Genomic DNA, 11,675 nt, shown 5'->3' on the forward strand with positions numbered 1-11,675 from the left:
CCGGGTCGGGGCACCGCGTCGTCCACCTTCATGGGTTTCCTCCCTTGTCGACGGCCGATGCCGGCTTCGGTAGGCAGAGTGACGGCGTCGCCGCGCGGGGCTCGTGGGCGCTCTCCGCCGGGAGACGTACCGGCAGGGCGAGTGGGAGACGGCGACAGCGCACCGGGGTGACATCATTATTGTTCGCGTTAACATCGACCGATGTCAAGGAAAGCGCTTACCGGAAAGAGCGGATCAGCGGGACGGCGGGGCGGCGACGCTACTCCGGGCGATCAGGGTCGGCGCGATGGTCCGGCGCAGCGCGCCGCCGGTGGCCGACTCGATCTGCGTCAGCAGCAGGTCAAGGCTCGCCTGGGCGACCGCGACGAAGTCCGGCCGCACGGTGGTCAACGGCGGGATGAAGTACGCGGCCTCCGGCACGTCGTCGAAACCCACCACGCTGATCTCGTCCGGCACCCGCCGGCCCTGCTCGTGCAGGGCACGCAGCACACCGAGGGCCAGATGGTCGTTGGCGGTGAAGACCGCGGTGACCTCCGGCATCCGGGCCAGCATCTGCCCGCAGCGGTATCCGGCGGCGGCGGACCAGTCCGCCGGCACCAGGGGCGGAACCTCGACGCCGGCAGCCTGCAACGCCTCACGCCACCCCTCGATCCGGCCGGCGCTGTCGAACCAGTCCGGCGGCCCGGACACGTGCCAGACCGTACGGTGCCCGGCGTCGAGGAGGTGCTGGGTGGCGGCCCGGGCGCCGGCAGCCTGGTCCACCGTCACCAGCGGAACCGGTCGACGCGGGTCACCGTCGACGGTCACCAGCGGAACGTCCTGCGGCAGCCGTTCGAGAGCCTCGCCGGCCGACTCGACCGGCGCGATCACCACGATGCCCGCCACCCGGTGGGCCAGGTGCCGCTCGACCGCCGCCGAGATCGACCGGTGGTCCAGGTCGCGCACACTGCCGACGCTGACCGCGAAGCCGGCCTCGGCGGCCTCCTGTTCCAGGGCGGCCAGCAGCGACGCCGGACCGTAGAGGGTGGTGTTCTGGGCGACCACGCCGATCACCTGGGACCGGCCGGTGACCAGCGCGCGGGCCGCCCGGTTGGGGCGGTAGCCCAGTTCGGCGATGGCGGCCTGGACCCGCAGCCGGGTCTGCTCACGCACGTTGGGATGCCCGTTGAGCACCCGGGACACCGTCTGGTGGGAGACCCCGGCGAGGCGAGCCACGTCCGTCATCGCAGGACCGCGCACGGCCACCTCACTCTCCCCCGCTGCCCATCGGTGACCACGGCCCGTCGACGTCGACTCCGAAGCAGCCCGGTGGCGAACTCGCTCGCAGCCGCCACGTCGGCTTCTGCCGGGTGGCCAGGGCTGGATCGCCACCAGTCTACGCCAGCCGTGTTACGGCCCATGGCGTGGCTGAGCCACCGGTCCCGGACCGGCGGAGGGAGATGCCCCGCGAGAGCCCTGCCCCGCGCGTCGCGGCGGGACAGGGCTCTCGGCAGGTGGAACCCGGAGGTGGCAGACGTCGCGGCTCAGAACCCCCGGGCGAGACGGTAGTACGCCTGGTTCCACCGGATCTCGGCGGCGAAGCGACGCGGGTCGGTGTCGGCGTCGATGACCACCAGTTCGGTCCGGGTCATCTCCGCCAGGTCGTGCAGCTCCTCCACCCCCACGGCCTGCGACAGCACCGTGTGGTGGGGCGCCCCGGCGGTGATCCACGCCTCCGCCGAGCCGGGCAGGTGCGGACGGGGCCGCCAGACGGCCCGGGCCACCGGAAGCCTCCGCAGCGGGTGTGGCGGGGCCACCACGTCCACCTCGTTGGCCACCAGGCGGAACCGCTCCCCCATGTCCGCCATGCCCAGCACCACCGCCGGGCCCGAGGCGGCGTCGAACACCAGGCGCACCGGGTCCTCCCGGCCGCCGATGCTCAACGGGTGGATCTCGGCGGTCGGCGTGCCGGCGGCGATCGTCGGGCAGACCTCGAGCATGTGGGCGCCGAGCACCAGTTCGTCGCCGGGGGTGAGATCGTAGGTGTAGTCCTCCATGAAGGAGGTGCCGCCCGGGACGCCGACCGCCATCGCCTTGAGCGTGCGGACCAGGACGGAGGTCTTCCAGTCACCCTCCCCGCCGAAGCCGTACCCGTCGGCCATCAGCCGCTGCACCGCGATGCCGGGCAGTTGCCGCAGTCCGCCGAGGTCCTCGAAGTTCGTGGTGAAGGCCCGGAACCCGCCCGCGTCGAGGAACGCGCGCAGGCCCAGCTCCAGGCGCGCGGCGTAACGCAGGGAATCGTGCCGGGCGCCGCCGGGCCGCAGCCGCTGGTCGACCCGGTACGTGTCGTCGTACTCCTTGACCAGGTCGTCGATCTGCGCGTCGGCCACCTGGTCGACGACCGCGGCGAGATCGTTGACCCCGTAGGTGTTGACCGAGACGCCGAACCGCAGCTCCGCCTCGACCTTGTCGCCCTCGGTGACGGCGACGTCGCGCATGTTGTCCCCGAAGCGGGCCAGCCGCAGTGACCGCATCGCCGCGTACCCGAGCGCCGCGCGCGCCCACGCGCCGATCCGGGAGATCACCCGGGGGTCGCTGACGTGCCCGGCGACGGTCTTGCGCGCCACGCCGAGGCGGGCCTGGACGAAACCGAACTCGCGGTCGCCGTGGGCGGCCTGGTTCAGGTTCATGAAGTCCATGTCGATCTCGTCCCACGGCAGCAGGACGTTGGCCTGGGTGTGCAGGTGCAGCAGCGGCGTACGCAGCGCGTCCAGGCCGGCGATCCACATCTTCGCCGGGGAGAAGGTGTGCATCCAGGCGATCACCCCGACCGCGCCCTGCCCGGCGGCGTCCCGACAGGCCTGGAGGATGTCGGCGCTGGTGGTCAGGACCGGCTTCCAGACCACCCGGACGGGCATGCCCGGCGCGGCGTCGAGCTGTGCCGCGATCTGTCGGGACTGGTCGGCGACCTGCCGGAGGGTGTCCTCGCCGTAGAGGCCCTGGCTTCCGGTGAGGAACCAGATCTCGGGTTGCGCGTGCGTTGCCATGGAAGTGCCTTCCGCGAGAGGGGCTGTCACTTGAGGCGGATGCCGACGAGGCGCTGGAGGAGGATGAACGCGAACAGCAGCCCTCCGATGACGATCCGGGTCCACCAGGAGTTCAGGCTGCCGTCGAACGTGATCAGGGTCTGGATGACGCCCAGGACCAGCACCCCGAGCACGGTGCCGAAGACGTAGCCGGACCCGCCGGTGAGGACCGTCCCGCCGATGACGACGGCGGCGATGACGTCCAGTTCCATGCCGATGGCGATCAGCGGCGCGCCGGAGAGGGTGTAGAAGGACAGCAGGATCCCGCCGACGGCCGAGCACAGCCCGCTGACCGTGTAGACGGCGATCCGGGTACGCCCGACCGGCAGCCCCATCAGCAGCGCGGACTGGGGGTTGCCGCCGATCGCGTACACGTTGCGGCCGAACCGGGTGTACGCCAGCACGTACGCGGCGACGAGGACCACCGCGAACGCGATCAGCACGCTGATCGAGACGAAGTTCCCGCGCGGATCGCCGATCCGCTCCTGGGACATGGTCGTCCAGAAACCGTCGGTGATGGGGATGGAGGAGTCACTGATGAACGTGCACATGCCCCGCGCGAAGAACATTCCGGCGAGGGTGACGACGAACGGTTGGATCTCGAAGAAGTGGATCGCACAGCCCATCAGGAACCCGAGCGTCGGACCGATCAGCAGGGCGACGAGCAGCACGAGCAGCGACGGCACGCCGTCGCGCAGCAACGCGGCCGACACCATCGCGGTCATGGCGACCACCGAGCCGACCGACAGGTCGATGCCGCCGGTGAGGATCACCAGGGTCATGCCGACCGCGACCACCAGCAGGAAGCCGTGGTCGATGAAGATGTTGAAGACGACCTGGACGTTCGAGAACGCCCGGTACTGGGAGACCCCGATGCCGTACATGACCAGCAGCAGGGCGAGCGTGGCCAGGACCGGGACGTGTCGTCGCGGCAGCGTCGGACGCCGGAACCGGCCGTCGACCAGTGACGTGCTCATGCCGGCACCTGCTCCTTCTCCCGGCGCGGGGCCGCCGGCCGGGGTGTGCGTCCGGCCCGTCGCCGGCTGACCGTGGCGCGGAACTGCGGCGACTGGATGAGGCAGACGGCGATGACGACCACCGCCTTGAACAGCAGTGCCGTCTGCGGCGAGATGTTCATGGCGTACACCGTGGTGGTGAGGGTCTGGATGATCAGGGCGCCGAGGATGGTGCCGCCGAGGGAGAACCTCCCCCCGGCCAGCGACGTGCCGCCGATGACGACGGCGAGGATCGCGTCGAGTTCGACCCAGAGGCCGACGGCGTTGCCGTCGGCGCTGGACACGTTGGCCGTCATCATGAACCCGGCCACCGCCGCGCCGGCCGCGCTGAGCACGTAGACCAGGAAGACGATGCGGCCCGAGCGGATGCCGGCGAGCCGGCTGGCCCCGGCGTTGCCGCCCACCGACTCGACCATCAGGCCGAGCGCGGTACGGCGGGTGAACGCGGCGACGAGCAGCGCCGCGGCGAGCGCGATGAAGATCGCCAGCGGAAGGGTCAGGAAGTGTCCGAGGCCGATCGCCCGGTACGGGTCCGAGTTGATCGTGATGATCTGCCCCTCGGTGATCAACTGGGCGAGGCCCCGACCGGCCACCATCAGGATCAGCGTGGCGATGATGGGCTGGATCCCGATCACCGCGACCAGGACGCCGTTCCACATGCCGAGCACCAGCGCGGCGCCGAAGGCCAGGGCGAGCGCGGTCCACAGGGTGGACATGCCGTTCTGGTCGGGTGCCTCGCTGACGTACAGGCAGGCGATGGCACCGCTGATGGCACAGACCGAGCCGACCGAGAGGTCGATGCCGCCGGTGGCGATGACCAGGGTCATGCCGAGCGCGACGAGGATCAGCGGCGCGCTCAGTCGGAGGATGTCGACCAGGGTGCCGTAGAGGTGCCCGTTCTTGACCTCGACGGAGAGGAAGCCGGGTCGGTACATCGCGTTCGCGAGGATCATGACGACGAGCACGAGCGCCGGCCAGAACAGCCGGTGACGGGTCATCTGACGGAGCCGGTCCGGCATGGTCCTCATCGGTCGGCCTCCCGGTTCGGTCCGCTGGCGATGGCCCGCATGACGCGGTCGGCGTCCAGGGTGTCGTCGTTGACGAGTTCGGCGACCATCGTGCGGTCGCGCATCACCACCACGCGGTGGCTCAGCCGCAGCACCTCCTCCAGTTCGGCGGAGACGAACAGCACCGCCGTGCCGCCGTCGGAGAGTTCCACCACCAGCTTCTGGATCTCCGCCTTCGCGCCGATGTCGATGCCCCGGGTGGGTTCGTCGAGGATCAGCAGGCGGGGCTCGGTGATCAGCCACCGGGCCAGGAGCACCTTCTGCTGGTTACCGCCGGAGAGGTTGCGGACCGGCAGGTCGGGGTCGGCCGGCCGGATGCCCAGCGCCCGGACGTACTTGTCGACCAGTTCGTCCTGCCGGCGCCGGGGAACGGGACGCAGCCAGCCGCGGGCGGCCTGCATCGCCAGGATCATGTTCTCCCGCACCGTGAGGTCGGGGACGATGCCCTCGGTACGGCGGTTCTCCGAGCAGAAGCCGATGCCCCGCTCGATGGCCTGGACCGGGTTGCGCAGGGGCACCTCCTCGCCGTCGACCCGGACCCGGCCGTGGTCGGCGCGGTCCGCGCCGAACAGCAACCGGGCCACCTCGGTACGGCCGGAGCCGAGCAGCCCGGCCAGGCCGACCACCTCGCCGGCGTGGATGCGCAGGCTGAACGGCGCGACCGCTCCCCTGCGCCCGAGTTCCACCGCGTCCACCATCGGGGTGGCGTCGGCCCGGGTGGTGGCGACCCGTTTCTGCTGCTCGTCGAGCCGCTCCAGCACGTCGAGTTCCTTGCCGATCATCTTCTCGACCAGACCGAACTGGGGCAGCTCCCCGGTCCGGTACTCACCGACCAGGGCGCCGTTGCGCAGCACCGTGATGCGGTCGGCGATCGCGTAGACCTGGTCGAGGAAGTGCGTCACGAAGAGGATGGCGATGCCCTCGTCCCGCAGCTGCCGCATGATCCGGAACAGCTGGGCGACCTCCCCGGCGTCCAGGCTGGAGGTCGGCTCGTCGAGAATCAGCACCCGGGCCCGTACGTCGATCGCCCGCGCGATGGCGACCATCTGCTGCACCGCCAGCGAGAACGTGCCGAGTTGCGCGGTGACGTCGAGGTCGAGGTCCAGCCGGGTCAGGAGTTCCCGCGCCCGTCGGCGCACCTCGCCCCAGCGGACGGCCCCGAGACGGCGGGGTTCCCGGCCGATGAAGATGTTCTCCGCCACCGACAGGTTGGCGCAGAGGTTGACCTCCTGGTAGACGGTGCTCACGCCGGCGGCGGCGGCCTGCATCGGCCCGCCGAAGGCGACCGGCTCGCCGTCGAGGGAGATCGTGCCCTCGTCGGTGCCGTACACCCCGGTCAACACCTTGATCAGGGTGGACTTGCCGGCGCCGTTCTCCCCCATCAGGGCGTGGACCTCGCCCGGGAAGAGCCGGAAGTCGACGTCGTGGAGCGCGCGGACCCCGGGGAAGGTCTTGCTGATCCCGGTCATGGTCAGGACCGGACGGTCACCCGTCATCTCATCGGACCTCTTCTGGCTGGTGCTGGTGCGGACGTGCGCGACCGGGGTCGGGGCCGTCGTCCGGAGACGACGGCCCCGACGTCGGTCAGTACTTCCGGTTGGGCAGTGCCTCCTTGGCCTGCTCCTGGGTGAACGTGGTCTCCTCGGTCTCGATCCGGGCCGGCACCTCCTCGCCGGCATCGACCTTCTTCGCCAGCTCCATCAGCTGCGGGCCGAGCAGCGGGCTGCACTCCGCGATGAAGTTGAACTTGCCGTCCGCGAGCGCCTGCATCCCGTCCTTCACCGCGTCGATGGTGATGATGGTGATGTCCTTCCCGGGCACCTTGCCGGCGGCGGTGATCGCCTCCAGCGCGCCCAGGCCCATGTCGTCGTTGTGCGCGAAGAGCACGTCGATGTCCGGGTTGGCCTTGAGGAACTGCTCCATGACCTGCTTGCCGTCGGCCCGCTTGAAGTCACCCGACTGGGACGCGACGATCTTCAGGTTCGGGTTGGCGGCGATCGCCGCGGCGAAGCCCTCCTTGCGGTCGTTGGCCGGCGCCGAGCCGGTGGTGCCCTGCAACTCGACGATGTTCACCGGACCGGTGGCGGTCTTCGTCTGCTCCACCAGCCACTCGCCGGCGAGGCGGCCCTCCTTGACGAAGTCCGAGCCGAGGAAGGTCTTGTAGAGCGTCTTGTCGGCCGAGTCGACGGCACGGTCGGTGAGGATCACCGGGATCCCGGCGTCCTTGGCCTCCTTGAGCACGGTGTCCCAGCCGGACTCGACGACCGGCGAGAAGGCGATCACGTCGACCTTCTGCTGGATGAAGTTCCGGATCGCCTTGATCTGGTTCTCCTGCTTCTGCTGGGCGTCGTCGAACTTCAGCTCGATCCCCGCCTCGGTGGCGGCCTCCTTGATCGAGGTGGTGTTCGCGGTCCGCCAGCCGCTCTCCGCGCCGACCTGGGAGAAGCCCAGGACGATCTTTCCGTCGCCGCCGTCGCCGCCGGTGTCACTGTTGCCACAGGCCGCCATGCTGCCGGCCAGCAGCACGGTGGCGAGGGCCGCGACGATGGTGCGCGTTCTCCTGGTGCTCATCGGTCTCTCCTCGGATCCGGTGGTCCCGACCGCGCCGCCGTGCGGGCCGGCGGGCCGGGTGTGGTGGTGGTGTGGTGGTGCGGGAAGGGTTCGTGCCGGGCGGGTGCGCCGGGTCAGGGCGTCCCTGCGGCCCGGTCGGCCGGTGCCGGTCGTTGGCCGTAGACGTTCTGGTAGCGCTCGTAAAGCGCGTCGACGTCGGCCGGCGCGATGGACAGCGGCTGACCGAGCGCACGGGCCAGGTGTGCGGTGCGGGCGACGTCCTCGCACATCACGGCGGCCTTGACCGCCGCGCGGGCGTCCCGGCCGATCGTGAAGACCCCGTGGTTGCGCATGAGCACCGCCGGGGAGCGGTGCCGGGACAGGGTGCTGACGATGCCCTTGCCGATGTCGTCCCCGCCGATCAGCGCGAACGGTCCGACCGGGATCTCCCCGCCGAACTCGTCGGCCTGCGCGGTCAACCAGCAGGGGATCGGCTCGCCCCGGGCCGCCCAGGCGGTGGCGTAGCCGCTGTGCGTGTGGACGACGCCGCCGACCTCGGGCATCGCGCGGTAGACGTAGGCGTGCGCGGCGGTGTCGCTCGACGGCGAGGCGTCGCCGTCGACGACGGTCCCGTCCAGGTCGCAGACGACCATGGTGTCGGCGGTCAGGTCGTCGTAGTCGACGCCGCTGGGTTTGATCACCATCAGGTCCCGGCCGGGTACCCGCGCCGAGACGTTGCCGGCGGTCCACGCCACCAGTCCGTAGCGGGTCAGCTCGCCGTGCAGGCGGGCCACGGTCTCCCGTAGCGTGCGCACCTGCCGGGCCACGTCGCTGTTCATGCCAGCACCTCCAGGGCCGGGTCGGTCTGCGCCGCGGCCGGGTCGACGGCCGCGTTCCGGATCGCCCGCAGCCGGAGCATGACGTCGTTGGCACCACGGCCGAAGTGGTCGTGCAGCGCGCGGTACTCCGCGTAGAGGGCGTCGTAGGCCCGGACGTTGGCCGGGTCGGGTCGGTAGGCGGCCTCGTGCACCCGGCCCATCGCCGCCGACGCCTCGTGGATCGACGGGTACGCCCCGGCGGCGACGGCAGCGTGGATCGCCGAACCCAATGCCGGGCCCTGGGCGGAGCCGATGATGCCCAGCGGGCGGTTCGTGACGTCGGCGTAGATCTGCATCAGCAGCCGGTTCGAGGTGAGGCCACCGGCGACGACCAGGTCGGTGACCGGCACCCCGGCCTCGACGAACGCCTCGATGATCATTCGGGTGCCGAACGCCGTGGACTCCAGCAGGGCCCGGTAGATGTCCTGCGGCCGGGTGGCCAGGGTCAGTCCGACGACCAGGCCGCTGAGATCGTGGTTGACCAGCAGGGACCGGTTGCCGTTCCACCAGTCCAGCGCGACCAGGCCGTGGGCTCCGACCGGTTGGGCCGCGGCCAGCGCGGTCAACTGCTCGTGCCCGTTGACGCCGGCCGGCGCGGCGTGCGTGACGAACCAGCCGAAGATGTCGCCGACACCGCTCTGCCCGGCCTCGTAGCCCCAGGCGCCCGGGCTGATGCCGCCGTCGACGACACCGCACATGCCGGGCACCTCGGCGGGCTGGGCGCCGTTGACGACGTGGCAGGTGGAGGTGCCCATGATGGCGACCAACCGGCCGGGCTCCAGGGCCTGGGCGGACGCGGCGGTGACGTGTGCGTCGACGTTGCCGACCGCCACCGCGACGCCCACCGGCAGCCCGGTCCAGGCGGCGGCCCGAGCGCCGAGGGTGCCGGCCCGGGCGCCCAGCGGCAGCAGCGGACCGTCCAGCTTGGCCACGAAGTCCGCGAAACCCGGGTCGAGCGCGGTCAGGTAGTCCGCCGACGGGTACCGGTCGTCCTGCCGGATGCCCTTGTAACCGGCGGTGCAGACGTTGCGGGTCTCGACGTCGCAGAGCTGCCACACGATCCAGTCGGCGGCCTCGATGAAGCGCTCGGCCCGCCGGTAGACCTCCGGGTCCTCCGCCAGGATCTGCAAGCCCTTGGCGAACTGCCACTCGGCGGAGATCTTGCCGCCGTAACGGCCGATCCACGGCTCGCGCCGTTCGTGGGCCACCGCGTTGATCCGGTCGGCGTACGGCTGCGCCGCGTGGTGTTTCCACAGCTTCACCCAGGCGTGCGGGCGCTGCCGCAGTTCCGGTACCTCACACAGCGGGGTGCCGTCGGCGAGCGTCGGCAGGACCGTGCAGGCGGTGAAGTCGATGCCGATGCCGATGACTTCCGACGGGGCGACGCCCGCGTCGGCCAGGGCGGCGGGGACCGCGTGCCGCAGGACGTCCCGGTAGTCCTCCGGGTCCTGCAACGCCCAGTCCGGGGCCAGCGCCGGGCCGCCGTCGGGAAGCGCGGCCTCGATCACGCCGTGGCGGTACTCGCGCACCGCGGTGCCGACCTCCGCGCCGTCGCGGACCCGCACCACCAGGGCCCGTCCGGAGAGGGTGCCGAAGTCGACCCCGACCACGTACCGCTCGTCCGCACCGTTCCGGCCACCCATGGCCACCTCCGCACGACGACCCGCCTAGTGTTAGCGCTCACATTCATACACGTCAGAGCGCACTTCGGCAAGGGTCCCCTCGTGACGAAGCGGCGACCCCGGATGTCGCGGACGCACACCATCGGCTCCGACCAGGCAGACTCCCCTCTCGGTGGTGAGCCGGAGGCCGAGGGCGGGCTCGGCCGGTCGCCGAGCCCGCCGTTCGACCGCGGCCCGACCGTGCTCGCGGGCCGACAACGTTCACCCGGTTCGGTACCCGCCGCGGTCCGCGCGCCAGGAGGACCCGAGCCGGGCCTTGGTCACTGACGTTGCAGGGTCAGCAGGCCCGGCCGGTAGGGCAGGAGGCCGTAGTCGCCGCTGGACCTGGGGTCACGTCCCTGGTAGAGCAGTTGCAGGTTGCAGGGGTCGACGGTCATGGTCTGGTCGGCGTTGCTGCGGATCAGTTCGCCGTGGCTGATGTCGTTGGTCCAGGTGGCGCCACTGTTGGCCTTGCCGGCGAACGGGTTGCTCTCGGTCGCGGCCTGCGGGGTCCACGAACCGCCCAGGCTGGTGGCCGTGAACGAGCGGAAGTAACGCCCCTGCGAGCCGATCGCCTCGACGATCATCAGGTACCGCTCCTGGCCCTGGAGCTTGTAGACCTGGACCGCCTCGAACAGGTTGTTCGTCGTGTCACTCATGATCGTCGTGTAGGACGAACCGAAGTTGCCCGGGAAGTTCCCGATCGGCATGCTCGCCCGGTAGATCTTCCCGTTGTCCCCGGCGAAGAAGAGGTACATGTTCGTACCGTCCCCGATCAACGCCTGGTCGATCGGACCCGTGCCGGAACCGGAGATGCTGCCGGTGAACAGCGGCTGCTCCGCCGACCAGCCGTTCGGATTGGTCGGGTCGTTCGACGTCCGGTACGAGAACGCCGTCCCACCCCACTGGTAGGCCAGCACCCAGATGTTGCGCGGAGCGAAGTAGAACAACGACGGCGCGACGGTCGAGAAGGACATCGCGTTCTGACTCGCCGAGCCCATCTCCGACCAGTTCGAGAAGAGCCCGAAGTTCATCGAACCCCACCGCGTCCCGGTGTCGTGCGTGGTCGCGTACACCAGGTGCCGCCCGTTGTAGGGGGCGTACGTGAAGTCCTTCAGCGACACCCACCCGGATCTCGGCTGCGCCAACGGACCGGTCGACGTCCACCGGTACGTCGACGGCAGAGCACACGTGCCGGGCGGCGGCGTGGTGGGACTGCCCCCGCCGTCGACGCGGACGAGTCGCCACTGCTGGTTGGCGCCGTTCCAGTCGTCGTACTGCACGATGCTGCCCCCGTCGGCGGTCGAGGCACCCTGCACCTCCACCACCTTGTTGCTGTTGCGGTTGATCAGACGGACGTGGCCACCGTCGGAGTCGGCCAACCGGAACTGCTGGTTGGAACCGTTGCCGTCGGCCCACTGCACGATGTTGGCCCCGT

The 11,675-nt window shown here is 70.7% G+C and carries 9 protein-coding genes; all 9 read right to left on the reverse strand.

The features are described from left to right. Positions 1–234: 234 nt before the first annotated feature. Positions 235–1,224: a LacI family DNA-binding transcriptional regulator gene (locus QSK20_RS26615; protein ID WP_285791351.1), complete on the reverse strand. Its 990-nt coding sequence runs from the start codon at positions 1,222–1,224 to the stop codon at positions 235–237. 299 nt (positions 1,225–1,523) lie between these two features. Further along, positions 1,524–3,026: an L-arabinose isomerase gene (gene araA / locus QSK20_RS26620; RefSeq protein ID WP_285791352.1), complete on the reverse strand. Its 1,503-nt coding sequence runs from the start codon at positions 3,024–3,026 to the stop codon at positions 1,524–1,526. Positions 3,027–3,052: 26 nt separating this feature from the next. Then, positions 3,053–4,042, reverse strand: a complete 990-nt coding sequence (gene yjfF, locus QSK20_RS26625) for a galactofuranose ABC transporter, permease protein YjfF (RefSeq protein ID WP_285791353.1) — start codon at positions 4,040–4,042, stop codon at positions 3,053–3,055. Then, positions 4,039–5,109: an ABC transporter permease gene (locus QSK20_RS26630; RefSeq protein ID WP_285791354.1), complete on the reverse strand. Its 1,071-nt coding sequence runs from the start codon at positions 5,107–5,109 to the stop codon at positions 4,039–4,041. Before QSK20_RS26630 ends, yjfF begins: the two co-directional genes overlap by 4 nt. Beyond that, positions 5,106–6,644 carry a sugar ABC transporter ATP-binding protein gene (locus QSK20_RS26635; protein ID WP_285791355.1) on the reverse strand — a complete coding sequence of 513 codons (1,539 nt, stop codon included), beginning with the start codon at positions 6,642–6,644 and terminating at the stop codon, positions 5,106–5,108. Before QSK20_RS26635 ends, QSK20_RS26630 begins: the two co-directional genes overlap by 4 nt. Positions 6,645–6,732: 88 nt before the next feature. Then, the gene (locus QSK20_RS26640) at positions 6,733–7,719 is read right to left on the reverse strand and encodes an ABC transporter substrate-binding protein (protein ID WP_285791356.1); all 987 of its coding nucleotides are present in this window, start codon (positions 7,717–7,719) and stop codon (positions 6,733–6,735) included. Positions 7,720–7,832: 113 nt separating this feature from the next. Further along, positions 7,833–8,537, reverse strand: coding sequence for an L-ribulose-5-phosphate 4-epimerase (locus QSK20_RS26645; RefSeq protein WP_285791357.1), 705 nt, complete (start codon positions 8,535–8,537; stop codon positions 7,833–7,835). Further along, the gene (gene araB / locus QSK20_RS26650; RefSeq protein WP_285791358.1) at positions 8,534–10,219 is read right to left on the reverse strand and encodes a ribulokinase; all 1,686 of its coding nucleotides are present in this window, start codon (positions 10,217–10,219) and stop codon (positions 8,534–8,536) included. Before araB ends, QSK20_RS26645 begins: the two co-directional genes overlap by 4 nt. 299 nt (positions 10,220–10,518) lie before the next feature. Further along, positions 10,519–11,675: non-reducing end alpha-L-arabinofuranosidase family hydrolase (locus QSK20_RS26655; protein WP_285791359.1), on the reverse strand; the 1,157-nt coding region annotated here is incomplete at its 5' end.

This window comes from Micromonospora sp. NBRC 101691 (genome assembly GCF_030269285.1).
In the GTDB taxonomy this organism is placed as follows: domain Bacteria; phylum Actinomycetota; class Actinomycetes; order Mycobacteriales; family Micromonosporaceae; genus Micromonospora; species Micromonospora echinospora.

Excerpts from the sequence above, each read along its gene's own strand:
- QSK20_RS26615 (WP_285791351.1), bottom strand. The coding sequence starts at position 1,224 with ATGACGGACGTGGCTCGCCTCGCCGGGGTCTCCCACCAGACGGTGTCC.
- araB (WP_285791358.1), bottom strand. The coding sequence starts at position 10,219 with ATGGGTGGCCGGAACGGTGCGGACGAGCGGTACGTGGTCGGGGTCGAC.
- yjfF (WP_285791353.1), bottom strand. The coding sequence starts at position 4,042 with ATGAGCACGTCACTGGTCGACGGCCGGTTCCGGCGTCCGACGCTGCCG.
- QSK20_RS26640 (WP_285791356.1), bottom strand. The coding sequence starts at position 7,719 with ATGAGCACCAGGAGAACGCGCACCATCGTCGCGGCCCTCGCCACCGTG.
- QSK20_RS26630 (WP_285791354.1), bottom strand. The coding sequence starts at position 5,109 with ATGAGGACCATGCCGGACCGGCTCCGTCAGATGACCCGTCACCGGCTG.
- QSK20_RS26635 (WP_285791355.1), bottom strand. The coding sequence starts at position 6,644 with ATGACGGGTGACCGTCCGGTCCTGACCATGACCGGGATCAGCAAGACC.
- araA (WP_285791352.1), bottom strand. The coding sequence starts at position 3,026 with ATGGCAACGCACGCGCAACCCGAGATCTGGTTCCTCACCGGAAGCCAG.
- QSK20_RS26645 (WP_285791357.1), bottom strand. The coding sequence starts at position 8,537 with ATGAACAGCGACGTGGCCCGGCAGGTGCGCACGCTACGGGAGACCGTG.